General features: G+C 50.0%; 21 protein-coding genes and 1 CRISPR repeat array (1 of these 22 only partly in view). Of the genes, 20 read left to right on the forward strand and 1 reads right to left on the reverse strand.

Annotated features, from left to right (window positions below; genetic code table 11):
* The first annotated feature begins 437 nt into the window (after positions 1-437).
* Positions 438-875, forward strand: coding sequence for a hypothetical protein (locus MCACP_RS02470; protein ID WP_406677822.1), 438 nt, complete (start codon positions 438-440; stop codon positions 873-875).
* Positions 863-1216 carry a PDC sensor domain-containing protein gene (locus MCACP_RS02475; RefSeq protein ID WP_406677823.1) on the forward strand — a complete coding sequence of 118 codons (354 nt, stop codon included), beginning with the start codon at positions 863-865 and terminating at the stop codon, positions 1214-1216. The genes MCACP_RS02470 and MCACP_RS02475 overlap by 13 nt, the downstream gene beginning before the upstream one ends.
* A gap of 111 nt (positions 1217-1327) precedes the next feature.
* Here MCACP_RS02475 and MCACP_RS02480 read toward each other — a convergent pair whose 3' ends face one another.
* Complete coding sequence (locus tag MCACP_RS02480; RefSeq protein ID WP_406677824.1) at positions 1328-1906, reverse strand: Uma2 family endonuclease; 579 nt, start codon at positions 1904-1906, stop codon at positions 1328-1330.
* A 298-nt stretch (positions 1907-2204) separates the two neighbouring features.
* Between MCACP_RS02480 and MCACP_RS02485 the strand changes: the two genes are divergently transcribed.
* From MCACP_RS02485 to cas6, 18 genes are read left to right on the forward strand one after another with little or no spacing between them, the layout of a single operon-like run.
* On the forward strand, positions 2205-3095 hold the full coding sequence (locus MCACP_RS02485; RefSeq protein WP_406677825.1) for a CRISPR-associated protein Csx14: 891 nt from the start codon (positions 2205-2207) through the stop codon (positions 3093-3095).
* On the forward strand, positions 3092-3472 hold the full coding sequence (gene csx15 / locus MCACP_RS02490; protein WP_406677826.1) for a CRISPR-associated protein Csx15: 381 nt from the start codon (positions 3092-3094) through the stop codon (positions 3470-3472). The genes MCACP_RS02485 and csx15 overlap by 4 nt, the downstream gene beginning before the upstream one ends.
* Before the next feature lie 8 nt (positions 3473-3480).
* Positions 3481-4509 (forward strand): type III-B CRISPR module RAMP protein Cmr1, encoded by a 1029-nt coding sequence (gene cmr1 / locus MCACP_RS02495; RefSeq protein ID WP_406677827.1) that lies wholly within the window; start codon positions 3481-3483, stop codon positions 4507-4509.
* The gene (gene cas10 / locus MCACP_RS02500) at positions 4506-6281 is read left to right on the forward strand and encodes a type III-B CRISPR-associated protein Cas10/Cmr2 (protein ID WP_406677828.1); all 1776 of its coding nucleotides are present in this window, start codon (positions 4506-4508) and stop codon (positions 6279-6281) included. The genes cmr1 and cas10 overlap by 4 nt, the downstream gene beginning before the upstream one ends.
* Positions 6265-7359 carry a type III-B CRISPR module-associated protein Cmr3 gene (gene cmr3 / locus MCACP_RS02505; protein ID WP_406677830.1) on the forward strand — a complete coding sequence of 365 codons (1095 nt, stop codon included), beginning with the start codon at positions 6265-6267 and terminating at the stop codon, positions 7357-7359. The genes cas10 and cmr3 overlap by 17 nt, the downstream gene beginning before the upstream one ends.
* Before the next feature lies 1 nt (position 7360).
* A complete protein-coding gene (locus MCACP_RS02510; protein WP_406677831.1) occupies positions 7361-8560 on the forward strand; it encodes a putative CRISPR-associated protein in 1200 nt (399 codons plus the stop codon).
* Positions 8561-8582: 22 nt separating this feature from the next.
* A complete protein-coding gene (cmr4, locus tag MCACP_RS02515; protein WP_406677832.1) occupies positions 8583-9536 on the forward strand; it encodes a type III-B CRISPR module RAMP protein Cmr4 in 954 nt (317 codons plus the stop codon).
* A gap of 4 nt (positions 9537-9540) precedes the next feature.
* Positions 9541-9933 (forward strand): type III-B CRISPR module-associated protein Cmr5, encoded by a 393-nt coding sequence (gene cmr5, locus MCACP_RS02520; RefSeq protein WP_406677834.1) that lies wholly within the window; start codon positions 9541-9543, stop codon positions 9931-9933.
* The gene (gene cmr6, locus MCACP_RS02525) at positions 9926-11080 is read left to right on the forward strand and encodes a type III-B CRISPR module RAMP protein Cmr6 (protein WP_406677835.1); all 1155 of its coding nucleotides are present in this window, start codon (positions 9926-9928) and stop codon (positions 11078-11080) included. The genes cmr5 and cmr6 overlap by 8 nt, the downstream gene beginning before the upstream one ends.
* 25 nt (positions 11081-11105) lie before the next feature.
* On the forward strand, positions 11106-12560 hold the full coding sequence (locus tag MCACP_RS02530) for a TM1802 family CRISPR-associated protein (RefSeq protein ID WP_406677836.1): 1455 nt from the start codon (positions 11106-11108) through the stop codon (positions 12558-12560).
* Positions 12550-12963 carry a TM1802 family CRISPR-associated protein gene (locus MCACP_RS02535; RefSeq protein ID WP_106004579.1) on the forward strand — a complete coding sequence of 138 codons (414 nt, stop codon included), beginning with the start codon at positions 12550-12552 and terminating at the stop codon, positions 12961-12963. The genes MCACP_RS02530 and MCACP_RS02535 overlap by 11 nt, the downstream gene beginning before the upstream one ends.
* A 25-nt stretch (positions 12964-12988) precedes the next feature.
* A complete protein-coding gene (gene cas7b / locus MCACP_RS02540) occupies positions 12989-13903 on the forward strand; it encodes a type I-B CRISPR-associated protein Cas7/Csh2 (protein ID WP_406677837.1) in 915 nt (304 codons plus the stop codon).
* Positions 13900-14631: a type I-B CRISPR-associated protein Cas5b gene (gene cas5b / locus MCACP_RS02545; RefSeq protein ID WP_406677838.1), complete on the forward strand. Its 732-nt coding sequence runs from the start codon at positions 13900-13902 to the stop codon at positions 14629-14631. Before cas7b ends, cas5b begins: the two co-directional genes overlap by 4 nt.
* On the forward strand, positions 14618-16894 hold the full coding sequence (gene cas3, locus MCACP_RS02550) for a CRISPR-associated helicase Cas3' (RefSeq protein ID WP_406677839.1): 2277 nt from the start codon (positions 14618-14620) through the stop codon (positions 16892-16894). The genes cas5b and cas3 overlap by 14 nt, the downstream gene beginning before the upstream one ends.
* Entirely contained in the window at positions 16887-17399 is a 513-nt protein-coding gene (cas4, locus tag MCACP_RS02555; RefSeq protein WP_406677840.1) for a CRISPR-associated protein Cas4, read from the forward strand. Before cas3 ends, cas4 begins: the two co-directional genes overlap by 8 nt.
* A gap of 13 nt (positions 17400-17412) precedes the next feature.
* On the forward strand, positions 17413-18405 hold the full coding sequence (gene cas1b, locus MCACP_RS02560; RefSeq protein ID WP_406677841.1) for a type I-B CRISPR-associated endonuclease Cas1b: 993 nt from the start codon (positions 17413-17415) through the stop codon (positions 18403-18405).
* Positions 18406-18407: 2 nt separating this feature from the next.
* The gene (cas2, locus tag MCACP_RS02565) at positions 18408-18671 is read left to right on the forward strand and encodes a CRISPR-associated endonuclease Cas2 (RefSeq protein ID WP_106004573.1); all 264 of its coding nucleotides are present in this window, start codon (positions 18408-18410) and stop codon (positions 18669-18671) included.
* Between the two features lie 25 nt (positions 18672-18696).
* On the forward strand, positions 18697-19440 hold the full coding sequence (gene cas6 / locus MCACP_RS02570) for a CRISPR-associated endoribonuclease Cas6 (protein WP_406677842.1): 744 nt from the start codon (positions 18697-18699) through the stop codon (positions 19438-19440).
* A 164-nt stretch (positions 19441-19604) separates the two neighbouring features.
* A CRISPR array of direct repeats spans positions 19605-23711; the repeat unit is 30 nt; unit sequence GTTCGCAGCCTACCTATGAGGAATTGAAAC (it continues 503 nt past the right edge of the window).

The following is a 23711-nucleotide window of genomic DNA, read 5'->3' on the forward strand; positions in this document are numbered from 1 at the left end:
TGTCAAAATATAACTTAAAAGGATGTTCGACAGGTATTTACCAAAACCTGCATCGTGACAGGATAAATTATAATTTCTTGTACCGACATAAATTGTCGGGTACATATGTTTGACATAATTTTTTTACCTGGAGGAGTAAAGCCAGATATGGCGAATAATTCTTGCCACCTCTTCAGCTAGCTCCGGTGATAAAAACTTGGGTTTCACTTAGTATCAAATATCACCGTCCAGTGACACAGTTTTTTAAAGACCCTTGAAACCCGTCGAAAATCTATGCTAGAATAGCCAATATAGAGCTCATAGGAACAAGGGTAATGGTGCCCCCCCCCCCTTTCCGCTCACCCCGGGCGGGAAGGGGGCTTTATGATCTTAGAAAGGGAGTGCAGTCTATGAATGGTTGTCTTCGGGCTGCGAGTAGATTATGGGCGATTGTGGCAGTGCTTGGTGGAACTATGGTAGGGGTTCTTGGGGGCTGGTGGTGGCCGCATCCCCTGGCCGTGACGGCAAGTGCACTTATGGCGGCCCTGGCGGCAGTGGCGATAGTTTTATTGCGTACCCGGCAGGAGTTGGGTGGTCTTTCGGAGAAGCTGGTCTGTACTATTGAAAAGCCAGGCGGCGGCAGGAAACTGGAAGGTGAATTCCCGGCATTACAAAGCGCGCTACAGCAGGTAAAGAACCTAGAGGACAGGCTACGCGCATTGACTCTGGATTACCAGGCAACGGCAAGTCAGGTTTTTTCCGCCGTGGAGCAGATGTCGCTGGCCAGCCGGAACGCCAGGGAAGCTGTTTCTGCCTTTCACCAGCTCCAGAAGGTTGCGGGAACCATTTCCGATTTAGGCCAGGAACACAGGAAGAGGCAAGAATGGAGCCGGTGATGGCCGCTTTACGAGAACTGTCCTGCCGGCCGGAAATCCAGATTTTAGACCCTGGCAGTCACGGTGTGGTTCTTCGGGAATGGCTGGCTAAGAGACCGGATGTGGAAGCGGTTTACTCCAACCGCAGCGACGGTACCTTTATTTTCTCGCAGCCGCCAGCCGCCCTGGCCAACGCCCGGATCCGTCCCTGGTGGCAGAGGGCCATGGCCGGGGAAGAGTATATATCAACGGTGTATGTGTCGGCCATTACCCGGCAACCCTGTCGCACCCTGTCTTTGCCTATACGGGACGGCAGCGGCAGGATCGTTGGCGTGCTGGCAGCCGATGTTTCGCTGGCGTGATCTTGAGAAATCATTTTCTGGCGTCATTTGCTTGAAGCCATGTTAAAGCACCGCAAGTGGGTAGAACAGAAGTCAGAAACGAAGCAAGCCAGCCACTTTAGAGCAAATGGATTACTGAAGTGGAGCGAAAATTTCTTTTACTTCTACTGCAAATCCTTTCAGTAAGATGGATTTAGCCTGGCCCGTTTCTTCGACATGATGGACAAGGACGAAATTTCCCTCCTTTTGCTGAAAAACCTCAATGCTTTTATCTTCGGGATCTACAATCCAGTATTCTTTTACACCGCACCGCGCGTAAACACGGGCTTTTTTCTTTAAGTCATAATAGCCGGTAGAGGGAGAAAGAATCTCTATTACCAGGTCGGGAGCCCCTTTTATTTTTGTTGTTTCGATTATATGCATTCTATCCTTCGCGATAAAGATAATATCCGGCTGGTAGGTTTCTTTTTCCTCTAAAAATACGTCTACAGGTGCGGTAAAAAGTATCCCCAAATCCTTTCCCGCAAGGAAAAACAACAGCTTTTCAATCAGACGCATTAGTATGATCTGGTGATAGGTACCGGGTGCAGGCGTCATAATGAGTTTACCTCCGATTAGTTGAAAGGGAGTTCCTTCCGGCAGCCTGGCGTAGTCCTCGTAAGTATAGCTGTTCTTAACGGGGATTATCATTTCTTCCTGGTAAATACCCATTGTAGTCGCCTCCTCTCATTATGACTTTCCAGCAGGCCTTTTCGGTAGTCACCAATCTAACTTTAGTATAGCCATTACTGACCGAGTTTTTCAATCCTGGCGTACGGAAGAATTTAGGTGGTGGTAGATAACCTTTGCAGCAATACATAACAAACTTTAATTCTGCTGGCGCTGGAGCAGGAATTTTTTCCCTTGGTGTCGAATTACTGCCTTACCACTGTTATACAGTAGTAATTTCCTACTAAAAAAATTGGTACTCAATCGTCTTGGCCATCCTGGAGCTTAAAGGCATGATAAAATGGAACACACCAAGAAAAACCGGCAGCATCCCGAAATTTTGATTGCCACCCTGGGGGTGGAGCCTCAAGTAGTGACCATTACCCTTGACCGCCTGCTTGCCGACGGTCGGTCTATCAGCGAGGTCGCCGTAATCTATACAGAGAACCCAGCGGTACGCCAGGCCCTGGAGATAGTTGCCGGCGAGTTTGCGGGTCCCTGCTACCAGGGTATCAGTTTTCGCCCGGTTCCAGTAGCCTCAGGGCGAGGGAAAATACAAGATTTTTGTAACGATGCCGACCTGCGCGCTCTGCTGCGCACCCTGTATGGTGAGGTGCGCCGCGCCAGGCAACAGGATTTTATTGTTCACCTGTGCGTTTCCGGCGGGCGCAAGGTCATGGCTATTATGGCCATGGTCGTGGCCCAGCTCCTGTTTGGGCCCGAGGACTGTGTCTGGCACCTGGTCACCGAGGGGTGGCAGCCCGGCGACCGGCGCTGCCTGCACCTTCTTGCAGAGGAAAAAGCCTGGCTGGTACCGGTGCCGGTTTTGCGCTGGCGGGAAGCAGGTACGCTGATGCGCATGGTGGCCGGGCTGGAAGATCCCGCGGAAGTAGTAGCCTGGTACGAAAGGTTAAGCTGTGACGACCAGGAAAGGCGCAAGAGCGAGTTCATCCGGCACTGGCTAACGCCGGCCGAACGGGAAGTAGTTAAACTCGCCTGTTATGGTCTGGACAATAAGTCTATAGCAGCCAGGCTTTATAAAAAAGAACAAACCGTGGCCAACCAGCTGCGCGGAGTTTATGAAAAGTTACGGGAATGGCTGGGCTACCCGCCTGGTATCGTCGATCGCAGCGTGCTAATCGCTGAATTTGCTTCCTATTTTCATCATCCAGGAAGGGATGACTCAACGTGAAGATTATCAATTTTGCTCACCCCTTGACCCCGGCCAACCTGGGGGAAATAGCCAAGCTCAGCGGTGGTGGAGTGGAGGAAGTAATCGAGGTAGCCTGCCATATCGACCCTCGCTGCACCCTAGAGCCCCAGATTGAGGCCCTGGTTGACGGCCTCGGATTTAGCTCCTGGGAGTGGCAGACGGGCTCTTTCTTGTTCAATCTCCCTTCCCTTAATTACTGCGCTGCGGTACTGGTGGCCCATCTGCACGGGCGTATAGGGTATTTCCCGGCTATGTTGCGCCTGCGACCGGCAGATGAGAATCTCCCTTGGCGCTTTGAAGTGGCGGAAATTATCAACTTGCAGGCCGTGCGCGAGCGAGCGCGCGGGCGGCGATGAGGAGGGAGATGATGCAAGCCATAATTCTTACTTGCGAGGTTTTAACGCCAATGTTCTTGGGTGGGGCGGATGCCAGGGAGCCAGAGTTAAGGGCTCCATCAATTAAAGGAGTCCTGCGCTTCTGGTGGCGGGCCCTCCACGGCTTTGACCCCCTGTTAAAAGCAAAAGAAGGCAGTATATTTGGTTCGGCAGGTGAACTGGGACAGAAAAGCAGAGTCACCCTGAGGATTGAGGGGGAGGATTTAATTCCTTACATTACGAAGGAACCCTTTCCCCGCCATACATATCAGGTGAAAGGACATGAACTGAATATCCTGGAGTACCTGGCCTACGGAACCTACATCTATAACCGGGTGCAGAGAAGGAATGAATTCTACCGCGCCTATATTAAACCCGGTTACAGTTTCAATCTAATCGTAAAGACAGTTAATGAAGTTGATCTCCTGGAATTCTTCCTGGCTTTGCAGTATTTTTGCTGGTTCGGATCACTAGGAGCGAAAGCGCGCAATGGTTTTGGCAGCTTTAAAGTTAAAAATGTTAAAGGTCACCTTCCGGCCGGAGAGAAGATTGACTTAACCTCTCTTCCCGGGGCAAGTAGCCTGGCAGGTTTCAAGCAGTATACAGAGATTCCTGAATTCAGCGCCTTCTCCCAGGGAGCCAGGCTTTTTAGAACACGGCAGGATCACAGCACCTGGGATGCCTGCCTGGCAGAACTGGGCCATGCCTATCGCCATGCCCGTCTCTCCCTGGAGCCCCCTCATTCTTATAAGCGGCGCCAGTATATCGGTGCCCCGCTGATTGTTAACCAGAAGCAGCAATCCCGGCTGGCCAGGCGCGCCAAACCTTATTTTCTGCGCGTCCATGAGTGGCAGGGAAGATATACAGGTTATATTCTTTACCTACCGTCGCGGTACTGTACAGGCCTGGCAGGAGAAATACCAGGGAACCTTAATCTGGGAAAAGAGGATGCGGTCTTTTCCATTGCGTGCCAGGAAATGAATAAGGCACTAGGGCGGTACCTGGAGGTGATAAATTGAATTCCTTACTTATTTTTACTATCGGACCTGTCCAATCTTTTATTGCTCAGGCGCGTAAGACCCAGGACCTGTACGCCGGCAGTTATATCCTGTCCCATCTCTGTGGTACAGCCGCTCGGACGATTCAGGAAAATTATGATGCGGAGATAATCTATCCAGATTTACATAATGGATCTTTACCGAACCGTCTTGTGGCTCTACTTCCCGTAGGAGAAAAGGAAGAGCTGCAAGAGATAGGTCGTCAGTTAGAGAGTAAGGTAAGGGATGAGTTTGTTCAGATCGGGCGGCAAGTGGTTCGGTCTCTCGGTTTACCAGTAACTTCTTCCCTGGAGGAACAGCTGCAGGATTTCTTGGAGATCTACTGGGTAGGAGGGAATTGCGAACCTTCCCGTTATGCTGAGCGTTACCGGCAGATGGAAGCTGTCTTAGGAGCGATAAAAAATACCCGCATCTTTTCCTCCGGGGGAGAACGGGGCCGGAAGTGCAGCATTACCGGCCAGCATAACGCCCTTTTCTACCGGGGCGGGAAAAAGGCCTATCTGGAGCAGGCGTTCAGGGTGCCTGAAAGCGTGCCCAAGAAATACCTGGCCCCTGGAGAAGCTTTAAGCGGGATCGGCTTTATGAAACGGGCAGCCGCCAGGTATTTTTGCCATTGTTTGGGTGGAAAATTTGATTCTGACTTTCCTTCGACGGCCAGTATAGCTCTAGCGGCAACTCTCCCCTTATTGCCAGCGGATATGGTTGAAAGCTATAAAAAAATTTTTGCAGGCGAATTTGACGATCAGTTCTTTTACCAGGAGAATTTAACCCCAAGACGTTTTGCACTAGAAGGCTTGCCCCTAGAAAAATTACAACAGGCAGATGCGCTTCTCAAGGAACTGTATAACGAAGCCAAAAAGCGAAGAATAAAGTTTACAAAATACTACGCTCTCCTGGTTATGGATGGCGATAATATGGGCGAATGGGTAGCCGGTAAAAACCTGGCTGACCAGGGGCAACTGCCAGATTTCCAGCGCAACCTTACCCGGCACCTGGGTGCCTATGCCAGGGATGTTGACGCAATTTTACAACTACCTCGAGGTAAGCGCGTTTATTGCGGCGGCGATGATGTCCTGGGTTTAATTAACTTAAACCATCTTCTATCGGTTTTAAAAGATTTGCGGGATAAATTCCCGCCGTTGGAGAAAATCGCTAATATGTCTCAGGAGAAAACCTCTTCGACTTCAGGAGGAGTCTGTATTGCTCACTATAAAGCACCTCTGGCAGAAGTAATAAAATTTGCCCGTAAAATGGAAGAAATGGCCAAGGGGGTTGACGGTAAGGACGCCCTCGCTATAGGTGTATTAAAACATTCAGGAGAAATCTGCCAGACTGTTTTCAGATGGAAGTATGATAATTTGGAACCACTTTCTTTGCTGCACCGCCTGGTTGTTCTCTTGAGTACTGGCCAGTTTTCCGATACTTTTATCAGGAATCTATCCCGGGAATTCTGCTCCTTAATCCCCCCTGCTGATAAGAGCCTGGCGAAGAAGAGCGGGAATATAGCATTAAAAGCGTCAGAAGAAGAGATGGTAGCCGCCGAAATCAAGCGCCTCTTGCAGCGCTCCTGCCAGCTGCAAGACCCTACTGAGGCAGATAAAATTGTGAGTGAGCTGCGGGAGAAGTTGTTTACCCTGTATTTACAATGTGGCCTGGTTAATTTCCTTTCTTTTTTAGATATAGCAGCTTTTCTATCCCGGGAGGTGCAGGTAATCAGTGAAGTTAAAGATTGACCCCCTTGATACCCTTTTTTTCCGCGACGGCCGGCCTTTTACCATGGGTGATGATAATTGGGCAGTAAGTATTTTTCCTCCTTCTCCCGGGGTGATTTATGGTGCTTTACGCAGTCTTTATTTCTCCTGGCATCCGAAAGAACTTGCTTTGGCCGAAACTGAGGCCGATCCTACGTCCGGTTTACAAATAACAGCTTTTTACTGGCGTATAGGTTCTGGAGGAGAAGGCAACCCATATTATCCCATGCCCCTGGATTGCGTCAGGCTGAAGCACAACCGGCGAGAACCCCATCGTTTTCACCTGCTAACCATGAGCTCGCTGGGGAACCTGGTGACTAACTATCCTTTTACATGGTTGTTAACGAGTCAGGAGGAGGTAGAAGGTCCGGTAGGCTATCTCATAGATCACGAAAGCCTTAGGAATTACCTGGAAGGCAAAAGAGCAACATTTTTCGGCCTGGATATGAATTTCCATTTGAGCCGGGAGCTCAAAGTCGGGATTGGTCGGGATGCCGGCACCAGGGCGGCAGAAGAACACCGTCTGTACCGGGTAGAGATGTTACGGTTAAAAGATATGAGTCTGGCCGTTGATTATCAGGGCCTGAAATTGCCGGAGGAGGGCTTCCTGCGCCTGGGTGGGGAAGGCAGGGCAGCCGTTTACACTCATGTGGCAGGAGCAACAGAGGAACTGCCAGCTCCTGCAGGGGGCAGGTATTTCAAGCTTTACCTGGCTACTCCTGCCTTTTTTAAAGGAGGGTGGCGTCCCGGATGGATAAATCCAGAGGGCGTAGGTAATTATCAGGGTTTAAAACTAAAGCTACTTACGGCGGCTGTGGGCAAACCACTTTCTATAGGCGGCTTTGATATAAAACGAAAGCAGCCCAAACCCATGCGCAAGGCCGTACCGGCCGGCAGTGTCTATTATTTTGAAATACTGCATGGTACGATGGACGATGCTGTTAGTGTTTTCCATGGCCATTCAATAAGCGAGTATAGGGAAAAGGAGGGTTTTGGGCTCGCTTACATGGGCTATCTCGATCCCAAAAATCAAAGTATTATAGAGAAAGGAGAAACCTGAGATGCTGGTTATTACCACTGTGGGCACCTCCTTGCTGGAAAATTACCGCGAGAATCACCCCGGTATCGATATGGATTATCTTTATTTAAAGGAAGAACCGGCGTCAAACTGGGATAACAACGAGCGGCGGATAAACAAAATTAAAAGAGCCCTGTTGAACTGGGCCCAGGCGAAGAAAGAGACCTGCGCTGAGATTAAAAGCCTCTTTAGCATTCGCCATCATATTACTAAAGAAATAGAGGTGCGGCTGCTGGCCACGGATACCATCCTCTCCCGCCTGGTGGCCGAAGTCCTTGAACAGGTCCTCAAGGACGAAATGAAAATATTTTTTGAGCCGGAAAAAGATGTTATCAAAGGCCTACAGGTATGGGATAGAAGGCGTTTTGAAAAGGAAGGTCTGGTAAACCTTATTGCCAGGATAGAAAAACTGGCATGTATGAGCGAAGAAATGGCTATCAATTTTACCGGCGGTTACAAGGCCATCATTCCTTATATTACCATTATGGGACAGCTTAACAATATTCCACTCTACTACATATTCGAAGATACCGATGAGCTTATCAGGTTGCCCCAGGCACCCTTGGACATCAACTGGGGTATTTTTGAGAAGTACAGCCATATCATTGAAGACCTGGCCGGGGGAATTTACGACTGGAGCCGATATAAATTAAAACATCCTGTAGAGGAAGATTTCCAGGCCTGTATCTGGGAAGAAGGCGAATGCGCAGAATTGAATGCCATTGGCCGGATGTTTTGGCACAAATATCATAACTATTTCGTCGTAGAGGTCTTGAAGGGGTTCAGTTATAGCAAAGACAGCAGCGGCAATAAACGGGAAATCAACGAGGCCCTGCAGGAACTCTATGGCCGGCTGGATAGCTTAATCAAAGAGAATAAGCTCCGGACCACAGAGGAACTCCAAATATACATAAACTCGCTGTCTGAAAAGAATGATCTCCGCCATGGCGAGAACCCCGACAGGGACAAATACATTTTCAAGTCAACCAAGAAGAGCCAGATCAGGCTTGTCTATACCCCCATTATTAAATCTTATGGTCTGAGCCTGCGCCTTTTTGATTATGTCAGGGGCGATTTTGATCATGGTGAGTATATTAAAGAATTCAAACGACGGATGAAAATGCTTACAGAACCGGAATTTATTGTTATTACTTTGAGAAAGCCCTTGGGTAATAAATTTTAAAAAGCCAGTAGGGGGTTGAAGAATGTTTAAAGCGGCGCGTCCTTTTTTCCTCATTGTAGAAACACCCCTCCATGCCGGTTGTGGCAGTGACCTGGGAGCAATCGATCTGCCCATCCAGCGTGAAAAGCATACCGGGATACCCAAGATAGAAGCTTCTGGCTTGAAGGGCTGCCTGAGGGAAGCTTTCGAGGGACTCAGCGAAACACCAAATGGTTCGCTGCCGGAACCCCTGGTGCAAGAATTTCCTGCCCTTAAAGAAAAGAGCAAGCTGAAGGAAGCTATCAACCTTGCCTTTGGACCTGAGGAAGGAGAACTCTATGCAGGCGCCCTTGGTTTTACCGATGCCAGGCTCCTGTTGTTTCCAGTGCGCTCAATGCGCGGGGTATTTGGGTGGGTGACTTGCCCGGCAATAATATCCAGGTTTTTCCACGAGTTAAGAATAGCCGGGATAAAGAATGAACTGCAAGTACCGCCGGCTAATACAGTGCCCCGCGGCTGCGGATTGATGGTCGACAGTGAACATTTGATTTTGGAAGAATATACCTTGGTAGTTAAAGAAGATGCGACCTGTACCTACTTGGCAAAATGGCTGGCCGGTACGTTGTTTCCAGGATCAGAATATGAATACTGGTGCGCAAAGATGCAGAAAGACCTGGTAGTTTTGGCTGATGATGACTTCCGCGATTTTGTCAACCTGTCCACGGAAGTAATCACCAGGACCAAGATCGATCCGAAAACAGGCACGGTGCAGGAGGGGGCTCTGTTTACGGAAGAGTATTTACCACAGGAAAGCATCCTTTATTCCCTGGTCTTAGCCTCGCCGGTTTTTAACGCAAATAAAGGCATTTTTGCCAGTGGTGAAGAAAGGGCCGTTCTCACATTTTGGCAAAAAGGCCTGCCGGAATTCCTACAACTGGGTGGCAATGCCACCATTGGTAAAGGAATAGTAAGGTTAAAGGTCCTGGAGGAGGATTAAAAAGGTGATTGCAGGATTAGAACAGGGCCGGGCACGTTATGCTTATGACTGCGCCAGGCAGGGGAAAGAACTTCAAGCCAGTAAAGAATATAAATCCTATACCAAAAAAATACCTGCCTTGATCAAAACCAATGGCCTGGGGGCAACCGTGGCGTTTATTGCCGCCAAAAAAAAGGATGATCCCAATAAGAAAGAATATGCCTATAAGCTTATTTATGACCAGTTGACCCAATGGCTGGTGGAAAGGGGTCTGGTGGCGCGAGGTAAAGAATTAGTTGATGCAATAATTTCCCTTGATTCCTTTTCTTACCGTATAATAACAGGAGAAGTTCTGGCCCTCTTTAAATGGATAAGTCGCTTTGCTGAAGGTCTGATTGAAGGTGTTGCCGATGATTGAAAAGGGCAAACTGGTTATCCAGAAAGCAAAAAGTGGCAGGTATACGGGTACAGTTTGGTTGGGCGCTAAAAAAATGCCCCTACCGTCCTTCTATGAATTAACAGATGACAGCTACAATGGGTCTGACTGCGAGGTGGAAAGGGAAAAGGGGCAGATAATAAAGATCCTTGTGGCCGGGCGGGAGCTGCCACGCCGTCCCGTTAAGCAGCAAAGGGATAATTCTACCAGTGGCAGGCCAGAGCAGGACCGACGCAAGCAATATTCTGACTTCCACCGGCAGGGGGATACTGATACCAAAGGTAAATCACCAGGAGGTAATTTGAGGTTTTTTTTACCAGAAGATACACGGCAGTATTTACCTGCCAGGATCGACAATTTTGGCCTTCTCCTCAATAAAGCAGCCAAATATGACATCGAAGATAAAAGTTTTAAGTTTTTTAAGGTAGATAAGAAGGAGAAGGCCGGCACTTTGCTTGTTGAAACTGATTTTTCCTCAATAGATTTTCCGGCCCTAAATGCGAGGCGGGATAAAACCCTCAAAGGGCTGGGCCTGCTCCTGGCACGGCTCGACCTTACCCCCCAGTGGCGGTTCGTTATAGGCCTAGGCCAGGAATCGGTTTACGAAACAGCCCTGACCCTTCATCCTGTCTACGGTTTTCCCTTTATTCCAGGCAGCGCTATAAAGGGCCTGGTGCGCAACACAATAATCAGCGAAGTTTTTGCGGGAGATGAGCAGGCGGCTATCGCTGACGAGGGTTTTCGGGCGATTTTTGGGTGGACCAATTACGGTACGTCCAAAAGTCATAAAGGCCTGGTACACTTCTTCGATGCCTACCCGGCTGCGGCACCCAAAATAGTGCCTGACATTATTAATTCCCATTATGCCAAGTACTACCAGGACACAAATGGAAGGATTCCACCCGGCGATTATTATAATCCGGTACCGGTTTTTTTCCTGACGGTAGAAGGGACAGAGATGATCTTTTACTTAGGCATAAACCCGGCAGCCAACCGGGCCATCGCCGGGGGGCAGTTTGCCGGACATGATTTTTTAAGCACCGCTTCCAAATGGCTTCGCTATGCCCTTAGCGAATATGGTATTGGAGCCAAAACAGCGGTAGGTTATGGTTATTTCGCCTCTTTATAGAATCAAATATGGAGGTGAGAAGACTTTGGGATTTCTCCAAGCAATATGGGCCCTGGGGGACCTGGGGGGAGGGGAAGGCCTGGAGCCCTACCTGAAATTTCCTCTTGAGAAAGAGGGCCGGGTGATCAGGGTCTACCTGGACGTGCCCGACCCGGAGGCTGAGGTCCTGGATGTACGGGGCGTGGCCCGGGTCGACGTGGCCCACTTCCAGCACGAGCCAGAAATGAAGCTGAAGTATTTGTACCGCGACCGGGTGGGGTCGGCTTCCACCTGGGGCTTTACGCCTATCCATAAGCTGGGCAAACCCAAAGCAGGCAGGGACAAAAATCGGGAATATTTACTGGGCAAGAAGGGCGACTGGCGCCGGGACAAGGACAGCCACTTTTTCAAGATCCGGAACAAGCTGCTCCTGGAATACGAGGCTACAGGTACTCTAACCACCGGGTCGGCAGACAGGATCATGGCCGGCCTGGAGAAAAAAATCGAAGAGGTGCTGGATGACCTGGATCCCAAACAGTCCCATATTGTAATCTTTGGCGCGGCGAAAGGCGGAAAGTTTCTCTACCCGGGGGAGATACCGGCCTTTGTGGCTTATTTCCGCCGCAAGCTGGGCGAATCCTTGCAGGGCAGGGGGCGTAATAAAGGAGAAGGGTTAGTATGCGCCATTTGCGGGAAAGCGAGCGGCAATTTAACCGGGTTAAAAAAAGTCTTCAAGTTTTCTACCGATGATAAGGTTAACTTCGCGCCCGGCCTGGAAAAAGAACGAGCGGAGGCTACTTTTCCTATTTGTCAATCCTGCCTAGAAAAAATGTCCGGCGGCAGGGAACATACGGAAAGGAAGCTGGCCAACGCCTCTATCCTACCGGGAATGCGGCTGTGGGCCATACCGGAGGCGGTGGGCGAAGCCAGGACCCCTATTTTTACCACCTTCCTCAAAGACATCGAGGCAAATCTGGAAGACGACCGCCTGCAGAGCCCGGGGGAAAAGAGGGAGGAGAGGTTTTTTACCCAACTGGCCCGCCAGGGCGATACCGGCCTGGCCTTTCATTTCGTCTGCTGGGAACGCAATAACGCCCAGGAACTGGTGCATTTAATGGTGGAAGACGTGCCGCCGGAGCGCCTGGCCTTCCTGGAAGCACGGTGGAGCGAAACCGTCCGGAGTCTCTTCGACTGGGATAACGACCTTCGTTCTCTGGATTCAGCCATCAGGTCCCTTTATGTAACCTTGAGTCGCTTTGCCGGCAAAAGCGAGGCCGACCGGCAGGTCTTCCGCGATTTCGCCCTCAAGGTCATCAGCAGAATGCTGCAGGGCGAGAAGCTGCCTGTGGCCGCATACAAAAAGATAATCAACGCCAGGACGGGCAAGCTGATTTTCGAAAGCGATAGCTGGTCCAGCGTGAAAGAGAGTATCCTTTTTGCCCATGCCTGGGCGGAATTCATGATCAGGGTAAACGACAGGGGGGAAGATAATGAAGCTTGACTTTCTGGATGAGTTTAAGGATCCTTACATGCAGACACCCGTGGGGAGGGGTGTTTTCCTGGCCGGGGTGGTGCTGGGCTATATGGCCCGCTGTCAGGTGGAAGGGGAAAAGGATATCGCCAGCGCTCCCCTTTTCAAGCAGCTGGAGTTTGGCCGCCTGAACATGAAGGCGTTGAAAAAACTCCTGGCGCGGGTGCCCCAGCTTTTAGCCGCCTACAGGGAGACTATGAAATACAGCGGCCTGATAGCGGCCCTGGCAGCCGAAGCTAACGGGCTAATCCTCAAAGGGGAGAACCAGGAACTGGGCGTGGACGGCAATTTCGCCTTCACCACCGGATTTGCCAATGCTTCCAGCTATTTCTGGAAGATTTTTGGCAAAAAAGACGGGGAAACAACGGAATAAAATTTTTATAGGAGGTAAATGAGCCATGTCTTTTACCAACCGGCGCGAGATACTTTTCCTCTACACGGTTAAGGACGCCAACCCCAACGGCGATCCCCTGAATGAAAACCACCCCCGCTATGACGAGGATACGGAGCAGGTGCTGGTCTCCGATGTCCGCATTAAACGCACGGTGCGGGATGAGTGGGTCCGGCAAGGCAAAAGAGTTTTTGTAGACGGCGAACCCAAGACTTTGAAGGCCAGATTCGAGGAGTTAAAGGGCGAGACGGGCAAAAAAAGCGGGGAAGAAGTCATGCGGGAGTGCCTGGATACCAGGTTGTTCGGCGTGACTTTTGCCCTGGGCAACGAATCCTTCTCCTGGACCGGACCGGTGCAGTTTAAATGGGGTCGTTCCCTCCACGCCGCTACCTTTGAGTTCATCCAGGGCACCTCGGCCTTTGCCACCGAGGGCCGGGGCGACCAAAAGAAGGAGCAGCGCTCTTTCCGCAATGAGTATAAAGTACCCTTTGCCCTGATCGCCGTTTACGGCATAGCCAACCAGCACGCCGCGCGCGTTACCGGCGCGGATGATGCCGATCTGGAGGCCCTGGCCGAAGCCCTGTGGCAGGGCACCGACAACCTCATCACCAGGAGTAAAAATGAGCATAAAGCGCGCTTCTACCTGGAGATAAAATACCGCACCGGCTTTGACGGCAAAATTGGCGCCCTGGATGAAAAGCTGCTTCTATGCCCGGTGGACGGGCAGGAGCTCACCCACGACCGGCAAAAGGCCCTGCGGCGCCTGGATGAGGTTATAGTTGACGTCACACCCCTGGTTAATGCTATGGCCGAGAAGAAGGGTGATATTGAAACCGTACGGATTATTAAAGACCGCGAGCTGAGGCTGAAAGGAGAGGATGGGCTCGAGGCTTTAGGTTTTAGTAATATCGAGTTGAGGTGATCGGGGTGGTCCTGGTATTCGACGTTTATGCCGATATGGCCATGTTCAGGAAGCCGTACACTACAACTTCGCTTGTTTCCTTCCCTTTTCCACCCCCGACGGCAGTGGCCGGCCTCATCGGAGCCATTGCCGGCTTTGACCATGGCGCTGCCCGGGGTTCCTGGCGGGCGGGTTTCTGGCGTCACCTGTCCGGAACGCAGGTGGCCCTGGGCTTTAAAAAAGCGCCTTCCTGGATGACGACGGCTGTTAATATGATTAAATTCAAGACATCTAATGGCAATATGGGCGAGCACATCCAGGCCAAGCACCAGCTCCTGAAGAAGCCGTCTTATCGCATTTACCTGCGGGGCGGCGCCGTCTACCCTGAGCTGAAAAGACGCCTGGAAAGGGGAGAGTTTGTTTACACTCCCTACCTGGGTGTGGCCTGGGCCCTGGCAGATGTCGTTTATGGTGGCGAATTTGCCGAGACAGAAGTTACCGCTGAAAATACCTGGGTGAATACAGTCGTACCTCTCTATGAGGGGGTGCAGGTGGATGTCCTGCGCAGCGGGGCCGTCCACCGCGAGCTGGTGCCCTATCGCCTGGATGAGGAACGCCGGCTCAAAGAGACTGTAAATGTGGTTTACCTGGATTTTAAAAACAAAGGGCGCCTGTGGCTAAAAGAAAAAGGAAAATTGCTGGTTTCCCAGGTAGGGGAGGAGAGGGTGGCCTGGTTTGGAACCTGGTGAAATTTACAGCCACAAAGGTAAGAAACTGGAGGATCACCTTTTGCGCACAGCCGCCATTGCGTATAAAATGGCGGATTATGTCGGTATTGCCCTTGGCCGGGAAGAACAGGAGGCCTTTCTCCTGCATGACCTGGCCAAGGCCCACCCCCTCTTTCAACGACGCCTGGCCGGGGAACACATTAGATTCGGCCACGCCGAACCCTCGGCCGCACTTATTTTTGCCCGGACAGGGAGTCTTATTTGTGCCGAAGCCGTGCGGCGGCACCATACGGCCCTGGAAAATTTGACTGATATAAAGCGGTTCTGGGGCAACTACAATTACAACAAATGGAAAGATACGGTTAAAAGGCTGCCCTGGTGGCCGGGAGCTGCCCGGATAGAAAGGGAAATGGGGGGTGGAATTTCCAGGTGGCTTGACCTGCTGCCAGAAGAGGAGCAGTGGGAGGACCTGATCTTTAGCGGGGTGGAGCTTTATCACCCTGACGGCATAGAAGAGGAAATGGCAGCGGACTGGCTCAAGCTAAGGTTGCTCTACTCCCTGCTGGTGGCAGCTGACCGCCTGGAGGCGGTGGGTGGTGATGTGGCGAATGTGGTGCTGGCAATAGACAAAGCAAAGTTAGACAAATATATATCCTCCCTGAGAGGCAGGAAGCTGGCCCAATGGCGCAGCCGGGTGATGGAAGAAGTAGTGGCCAACGCCTTAAATATAATTAAAGAGCCGGGGGTATATACCCTCACCCTGCCCACCGGGGCCGGCAAAACCCTTACCGGTCTCCAGGCAGCCATGGAGGTTGCCGGGAACTTGAAGGCAGCAAGCATTATTTATGTGTTGCCTTTTGTAAGCCTGGTGGAACAGAACGCCGCCGTGGCGCGGGAACTCTTCGCCGCCGTCATGGAGGACCACCATCTTAGTTATACAAACCAAATGGCCGATGAAGGGGCGGAGGACCAGGATCCTAACAGGCGGTTTCTGGCTTTTTACCGTTACTGGCAGGAGCCGGTTATAGTGACCACCCTGGCCAAACTATGGGAAGTCCTTTTTTCGCCGCGAGCCAACGACACCATGTCCTTTCACCGCCTGAGCCGGGCCATTGTCATCCTGGATGAACCCCAGTCTATCCCGGCCACCTGCTGGCAGGGCTTTGGTAAGATGTTGACCCTGTTATCAGAGCGGCTGGGGACCACCTTTATTCTCATGACCGCCACCCAGCCCGGGCTGGCTACGGGACAAGAGCTCGTCCCCAGGCCGGTGGTCTTTCCCACTGTGAGGCACGAATTTCACTGGCAGAAAAGCCGGATGTCCCTCGAAGAAGCGGCAGATTTTCTGGTAGGCAGGGGGGCCTTGACCAGCGATTGTCTTATCGTATTAAATACCCGCGAAGCCGCCCTGCGTATGTACTTGGCCATGAAGAAAAGGGGGGCAGAGCCTTTCTTTCTTTCGGCCTGGTTGACTCCTGTTCACCGGGAGGAAATATTCCGGGTTTTAAAAGAGAAAGAGCAGAAGGGGGAACCGCGCTGCCTCATCGCCACGCAGGTGATAGAGGCGGGTATTGACCTGGATTTTGCCATGGTCTTCCGGGACTTGGGACCTATGGACAGCATCGTCCAGGTAGCCGGTCGCTGCAATCGCAATGCCGGGCGGCAACGGGGGCAGGTTTATATTGCGGAACTGGTAGATGAAAACGGCAGGAGCTATGCTTCTTACATTTATGACTCGACCCTCATAAACCAAACGCGCAATGTTCTAAGGGAACATTTTGATGAAAGGGACTGCGGGGAGATAATTAAAGATTATTTTAGCGCCGTACAAGCGGCCGTGAAAGAATCAGACCTCTGGCGCAACATCCGTGAGGGTAGATGGGGTGAGTATATCGACCTGTATGTCGAAAAGCGGCCTGATGAAGTGATGCTGGTGGTTGATGACGAGGCAGAGGGGGAAGGCGAAAGGCTGCAGGATTTATTGACCGTCATTTGCAGCCCGCTCGGGTCGGAAGATAAAAATAACCTGAAGGCAGTCGAAAAAAGACGAAGGGCCTTCAGGGAAATTACCAGGCACGCAATATCCGTTCCCAAAAAGTACCTTGAGGAATGGTACCAGCGGGAAGGGGGCATGATTTACGGCCGGGAGGAACCGTGTATCAGGGAGCTTTTCCCATACCTGTGGCTGGTGCAGGGGGAAGGAATAGGCCGTATTTACCGGCGGGAAACAGGGTTTGTCCCGGTCAAGATTGCCGCTCTAATAGAGGAGGATGATCATGATTAAGGAAAGTCTCCCGCCGGTGAACGGTACCCTCATCTGGTATTACACCATTTGCCCCCGCCAGGCCTGGTTGATGGCCCGCCAGATGACGCCGGATGAAAATGACGATAATGTTGTCCTGGGCCGTTTCCTGCATGAAAAAGCCTATAGCCGTGACCGGCACGAAGTCCAGGTCGGCCATATTAAGATTGACCTGGTACGAGGCCCGCGGGGCGAAGTGGTAATCGGCGAAATTAAAAAATCCAGCCATGCCAGAGAAAGCGCCCGCCTGCAGCTGAAATATTATCTCTATATCCTCAAAAAGAACTATGGCCTTAATTTAAACGGTGTTTTACTATTTCCCCTGGAAAAGGAAAAAGAAGAAGTAACCCTCGATGCTGCGGGTATAGAAGAAGTAGAAAGGGCTATAGAAGGCGTGCGCGCGGTAGCAGGTTTGCCCCTGCCACCGCCCCCGGTAAAGACAAAGTGGTGCCGGCCCTGCGCCTACGCCGAATACTGCTGGGCTTAAAAAGGGTGAAAGCATGAAGAAATCCATTTATATTCTCAATGACGGCGAGCTAAAAAGAGAAAGCAACACCCTCTGTTTAATTATGGAGGACGGGAAAAAATTTATCCCCGTCGAGGATGTAAGCGAGCTGCATGTTTTTGGTGAGTTAAACATTAATAAACGCCTGCTGGAATTCCTGACCGAGAAAGAAATAATTCTCCATTTTTACAATCACTATAACTATTATGTTGGCAGTTATTACCCGCGGGAGCACTATAATTCTGGTTATATGATTGTCAAGCAGGCCGAGCATTACCTGGCCCCTGAACAGCGAATCAAAATCGCCCGGGCATTTGTTACCGGCGCTGTAAAGAATATCAGGCAAGTACTCGTATATTACAAGAACCGTGGCAAAAACTTAAGTGAGACTTTAGAATATATCGACCAGCTCGCTCCTGCCGTTGATAAGGTGAATAGCATTGAGGAGCTGATGGCCATTGAGGGGAATATCCGGGAAAAGTACTACGGCGCCTTCGATGTTATCATCGGTGATCCCGATTTCGTTTTTAATGAAAGGAGCAGGAGGCCGCCCCAGAACCAATTAAACGCCCTCATCAGTTTTGGCAACACATTGCTTTATACTACGACTTTGAGCGAAATTTACCGCACCCACCTGGATCCCAGGATAGGGTTCCTGCACACGTCCAACTTTCGACGGTTTTCCTTAAACCTGGATGTTGCCGAAATATTTAAACCCATCATCGTTGACCGTTTGATATTCAACCTGACAGGGAAACGCATGATCAAAAAGAATCATTTCCAAAAAAAGCTGGGGGGCATAATCCTGAACGAAAGCGGGCGGGCGCTTTTTATTAAAGAATTTGAAGATAAAATTGCCACAACCTTTAAGCACCGGGAACTGGGACGCCATGTTTCTTACCGGCGCCTGATCAGAATGGAACTCTACAAGCTGGAAAAGCACCTGATAGGCGAAAAAGAATATGAACCTTTCCTTGCCAGGTGGTAAAGATGTTTGTGATTGAAGTTTATGACGTTAATGAGAAAAGAGTTGCCAAAGTTTTAAAGATAAGCAGGAAATACCTTTATTGGGTACAGAACTCCGTCCTGGAGGGTGAGATTTCCGAAGCCAATTATAAAAAATTGAAGATGGAATTGAAGCGTATTATTAATACCAGCGAGGACTCGGTCATATTTTATACCTTTCGGACTACAAGGTACTCCCAGAGGGAATCCATAGGCATTGTTAAAGGCGGCGAGAGCAATATTTATTAACGTCAGGTGGAAAGGAAGAATTTAAATGCAGTTGCAGATCGAACTGGTCGCGTCTAATGGCGATTATGCAGTTTTACCCATTCATTATAACTATTTGCTGCAGGGACTTATTTACAGTATGGTCAAGGATAAAATGCCTGAGATACATGCTAAAGGATATGCGGCCGGGGAAAGGATATTGCGTCTTTTTGTCTTTTCCCGTCTTTTGGGCCGGGTTAAAGCCATAAAAGATGGCAAAATAATATTTGCTTCCCCCCTAAAATTTAAAGTTGGCAGCCCCCTGGAGCGGTTTATAGAAGTTTTTGCCGAAACAGTGCTCGCCGTAGAAGAAATACGGCTGGGGGATACCATATTCTGGCCTGGGACTATCGCCGTTATACCTGTGCCGGATTTCAGTACGGGCAAAGCTATAGGCAGGGCCATTTCCCCTGTAACCGTCTATTCCACCCTGCAGGCACCTGATGGAAAAAAGAAGACATATTACTATCACCCTGTAGAAAAAGAATTTGGGCAGCAGGTAAAAAATAATCTTCTCAAGAAGGCTGCAGTCCTGGGAATAAACCTGCCGCCGGATATACCCCTAGAATTACATCCAGTTAACGTAAAGGGGAGCGACCTAAAAGTAGTTTATTATAAGGATACAGTAATCAAAGGCTGGTTGGGCAAATATATGCTGACAGGTGATCCGCAGTTAATTAGGCTAGCCTTTAGCGCGGGTATCGGCGCCAAAAATTCCCAGGGTTTTGGTATGCTGGAACCTGTAATTTAAGCAGGAAAAATGTCGTCGACCTTGAATAATGTAAAAACCTCAGGGGATCGACGACAGTGAAGATATCAAAAAATCCTTGATTTTACTGTATCCTTTACTTTAGATTAAGTTTTTGCTGGAAATATGCTATAATAAAAAAGCAGCCAAACTAGTATATAAATGGGGTTCGCAGCCTACCTATGAGGAATTGAAACCGGCTACCCTTACTTTCGCTGGCGGAAGTGCCACCGTTCGCAGCCTACCTATGAGGAATTGAAACTCATGCCGGTACCCACACCTCCGTCTGGCTATCACGTTCGCAGCCTACCTATGAGGAATTGAAACAAGACCATCCGGGAGATCCAGGAATACGAACGGCAGAGGTTCGCAGCCTACCTATGAGGAATTGAAACAAATCCGGTTGTTCCGGGGGACTGAGAGCGAAGTGGTTCGCAGCCTACCTATGAGGAATTGAAACCCTGGAGGCCGTGGAAAGCCTGTATATCTACTTCACGTTCGCAGCCTACCTATGAGGAATTGAAACTACCCAGCATTACTTCACTATGCCTTATCTTTGCTTTGGTTCGCAGCCTACCTATGAGGAATTGAAACGCCGCTTTGCCTCTCCACCTTGCCCGGACCGTCTCGTTCGCAGCCTACCTATGAGGAATTGAAACGGTAGCGAGAGGGTCAAGGCGCCGGCGGAAATAACGGTTCGCAGCCTACCTATGAGGAATTGAAACAGCCCTTGCTTAACACCGCCAGGCCGTGCCTTTACTGTTCGCAGCCTACCTATGAGGAATTGAAACCCGGCGCCCAGAAGCCCATCATTTTGAGCTTCGGGTTCGCAGCCTACCTATGAGGAATTGAAACCTGCACCAGTTCGCCGGCGTCGCAATTCGTGGTCACGTTCGCAGCCTACCTATGAGGAATTGAAACAAGAAATTACGTGAAGACAAAGGCTTATCTCAAAGAGAGTTCGCAGCCTACCTATGAGGAATTGAAACGATAGCAGCATCGGTTTCAGGGGTATCGCGAAGAAGAGTTCGCAGCCTACCTATGAGGAATTGAAACTCCACTTACAGCAATTTCTTCGGGAAATAATAGAGGAGTTCGCAGCCTACCTATGAGGAATTGAAACAGGTGATGGACATGCCCGGCCATCTGGAGAAGCGCGTTCGCAGCCTACCTATGAGGAATTGAAACAATCGCAAGGGGATGATATACCAGACCAGCGACAGGTTCGCAGCCTACCTATGAGGAATTGAAACGTTTATCTCGGTGCATTGCAATAGCGTTGAAAATTCGGGTTCGCAGCCTACCTATGAGGAATTGAAACGAGCGCATCGGTTTGCCCCGTCTCAACTTCCATTGCGTTCGCAGCCTACCTATGAGGAATTGAAACAAAAGTTTGGCCAAGACGGGGCAATCCTCGCCGTAAGTTCGCAGCCTACCTATGAGGAATTGAAACATGTTTCGGGATATGAAAGCCGGCCAGCGTAAAGCCCGTTCGCAGCCTACCTATGAGGAATTGAAACATCCATAGTTCGTGGTCTTCTCTCAGGTCCGGACGCGTTCGCAGCCTACCTATGAGGAATTGAAACAAGAGAGGCCAATAAACAAAGAACCTACTTTTTAGGGTTCGCAGCCTACCTATGAGGAATTGAAACAAATCCCATGATCTCGGCTACAGTGGCTATAGCTTTTGTTCGCAGCCTACCTATGAGGAATTGAAACTCGATAGTTTGCTTACTGATATACTCATATTTACCCTGTTCGCAGCCTACCTATGAGGAATTGAAACTTCTGGCGGCCTGAACAACGCCGCCAGGATTAACGTGGTTCGCAGCCTACCTATGAGGAATTGAAACTAGGGCAAACCGTATCGGGACTGCTGGTCGTAGACCTGTTCGCAGCCTACCTATGAGGAATTGAAACCAGTATCAGGGCAAAAGCACCTTTCGTTTAAGGCGCCGGTTCGCAGCCTACCTATGAGGAATTGAAACCCCAAACAGGGCCGGAAATGGCACCGATGGACGGAGAAGTTCGCAGCCTACCTATGAGGAATTGAAACAAAAGTTTGGCCAAGACGGGGCAATCCTCGCCGTAAGTTCGCAGCCTACCTATGAGGAATTGAAACAGGAGCATACAGGATTGGCTGGAAGAAGGCGGCGAACGTTCGCAGCCTACCTATGAGGAATTGAAACACCGTACCGGACCCGAAAGGAGAACTGAGCGAGCCAAGTTCGCAGCCTACCTATGAGGAATTGAAACAAGAAACTCCTGGTAGGTGAGTAACATGCAGCCGAGTTCGCAGCCTACCTATGAGGAATTGAAACCCCGCTGCCCCTGGGCCTTTTGCCCGTCGAACTTAGTTCGCAGCCTACCTATGAGGAATTGAAACGAGCGTTATATCGACTTTAAGGGCAAGCGGGGCAAGATGTTCGCAGCCTACCTATGAGGAATTGAAACCCGCGGAGAATTATACCGCAAAGGTCGATCCGGGAGTTCGCAGCCTACCTATGAGGAATTGAAACTATCAACGGCATTTTAGAAAGCTGGTATAGGCAAAAGTTCGCAGCCTACCTATGAGGAATTGAAACTAGATAATGCGTCCCACCTGGGAAGAAACCTTTATGAGTTCGCAGCCTACCTATGAGGAATTGAAACGAGCCTTATCATATTCAAACCTTTTACTCATATAAAGGTTCGCAGCCTACCTATGAGGAATTGAAACGCGGCTCAATAAAGAGATCGGCGCCTTTCTGGAAGACGTTCGCAGCCTACCTATGAGGAATTGAAACTGGTCAATGTTATACTTCTGTTTAACGTAATTTACGTTCGCAGCCTACCTATGAGGAATTGAAACCACCATAACACAGCATCAAAAAAGCTTCAGCAGTTAAGTTCGCAGCCTACCTATGAGGAATTGAAACTTGAGAAACAAAATCGTAATTGGTTGCATGAAGCAAAGTTCGCAGCCTACCTATGAGGAATTGAAACACTAATAAGAAAGAAGATGAGCCTCTAAAACCTAGCACGTTCGCAGCCTACCTATGAGGAATTGAAACAGGTATCGGTAATCAGTGAGGCATTAGAGCAATATTTGTTCGCAGCCTACCTATGAGGAATTGAAACAGGGACTGCCGCATCACCAAGATGGTGCCTTTGCGGGTTCGCAGCCTACCTATGAGGAATTGAAACCAAGGAAGGCGGCAACGGGACGCACCAGAAGTTCAGTTCGCAGCCTACCTATGAGGAATTGAAACATTCACCATGCGTAGCCTCATCCTGTCGCCAGGACAAGTTCGCAGCCTACCTATGAGGAATTGAAACTGGACTTGCTACCTGTCCACCCGGTCGGGTCGGCAGGGTTCGCAGCCTACCTATGAGGAATTGAAACCACTTTCACCGATTCCAACGACTTCCAGCCAATATATGTTCGCAGCCTACCTATGAGGAATTGAAACACGGAAGACTTGACTATCTCGATGCGTCTGGGTCGGCGTTCGCAGCCTACCTATGAGGAATTGAAACTTCCCAAAAACGTAGCTGCCCAACTAGACGCTCCCAGTTCGCAGCCTACCTATGAGGAATTGAAACGAGGTCTTGCCATTCGTTATCCGGATGCCACTGCGCCGTTCGCAGCCTACCTATGAGGAATTGAAACGAGATGTATGGGATGCGGGCAGCTAGTGGGGAACGAGGTTCGCAGCCTACCTATGAGGAATTGAAACATCAGGAGAAGATAGTAGCCAAACTTAAAGAAACTGGGTTCGCAGCCTACCTATGAGGAATTGAAACTTCCATAGTGAGATCTGCTTTTTGGGTTTTTGCCAGTTCGCAGCCTACCTATGAGGAATTGAAACTTGTTATCCGACAGATGCAGCAGGTAAATGGCCTCCAGTTCGCAGCCTACCTATGAGGAATTGAAACTAAACTCCGCCCATTCCTCCGGCGTAAAATCTTCGCGGTTCGCAGCCTACCTATGAGGAATTGAAACTAAGAAATATCAGGAAGGGCAAAAATATAATCTTCGTTCGCAGCCTACCTATGAGGAATTGAAACGCCCTACTCCTAGTTGAAAAATTTGGCCGGGACGGGGTTCGCAGCCTACCTATGAGGAATTGAAACATGCAGTTTGAAATGGGGCAGAAGCTGGAGCGGGAGTTCGCAGCCTACCTATGAGGAATTGAAACCGGGCGGGGGATACAGGTTGAGCATCTCAACCTCTCGCGTTCGCAGCCTACCTATGAGGAATTGAAACTGGTACTAGGCGACAATGAAAATGA

The sequence above is a fragment of the Neomoorella carbonis genome (assembly GCF_045278715.1).
GTDB classification, from domain to species: Bacteria; Bacillota; DSM-521; order Neomoorellales; family Neomoorellaceae; genus Neomoorella; species Neomoorella carbonis.

Excerpts from the sequence above, each read along its gene's own strand:
- cmr1 (WP_406677827.1), top strand. The coding sequence starts at position 3,481 with ATGATGCAAGCCATAATTCTTACTTGCGAGGTTTTAACGCCAATGTTC.
- MCACP_RS02480 (WP_406677824.1), bottom strand. The coding sequence starts at position 1,906 with ATGGGTATTTACCAGGAAGAAATGATAATCCCCGTTAAGAACAGCTAT.
- MCACP_RS02510 (WP_406677831.1), top strand. The coding sequence starts at position 7,361 with ATGCTGGTTATTACCACTGTGGGCACCTCCTTGCTGGAAAATTACCGC.
- cas7b (WP_406677837.1), top strand. The coding sequence starts at position 12,989 with ATGTCTTTTACCAACCGGCGCGAGATACTTTTCCTCTACACGGTTAAG.
- MCACP_RS02535 (WP_106004579.1), top strand. The coding sequence starts at position 12,550 with ATGAAGCTTGACTTTCTGGATGAGTTTAAGGATCCTTACATGCAGACA.
- MCACP_RS02485 (WP_406677825.1), top strand. The coding sequence starts at position 2,205 with ATGGAACACACCAAGAAAAACCGGCAGCATCCCGAAATTTTGATTGCC.
- cas4 (WP_406677840.1), top strand. The coding sequence starts at position 16,887 with ATGATTAAGGAAAGTCTCCCGCCGGTGAACGGTACCCTCATCTGGTAT.
- cas1b (WP_406677841.1), top strand. The coding sequence starts at position 17,413 with ATGAAGAAATCCATTTATATTCTCAATGACGGCGAGCTAAAAAGAGAA.
- cmr4 (WP_406677832.1), top strand. The coding sequence starts at position 8,583 with ATGTTTAAAGCGGCGCGTCCTTTTTTCCTCATTGTAGAAACACCCCTC.
- cmr6 (WP_406677835.1), top strand. The coding sequence starts at position 9,926 with ATGATTGAAAAGGGCAAACTGGTTATCCAGAAAGCAAAAAGTGGCAGG.
- cas2 (WP_106004573.1), top strand. The coding sequence starts at position 18,408 with ATGTTTGTGATTGAAGTTTATGACGTTAATGAGAAAAGAGTTGCCAAA.
- cas6 (WP_406677842.1), top strand. The coding sequence starts at position 18,697 with ATGCAGTTGCAGATCGAACTGGTCGCGTCTAATGGCGATTATGCAGTT.
- MCACP_RS02475 (WP_406677823.1), top strand. The coding sequence starts at position 863 with ATGGAGCCGGTGATGGCCGCTTTACGAGAACTGTCCTGCCGGCCGGAA.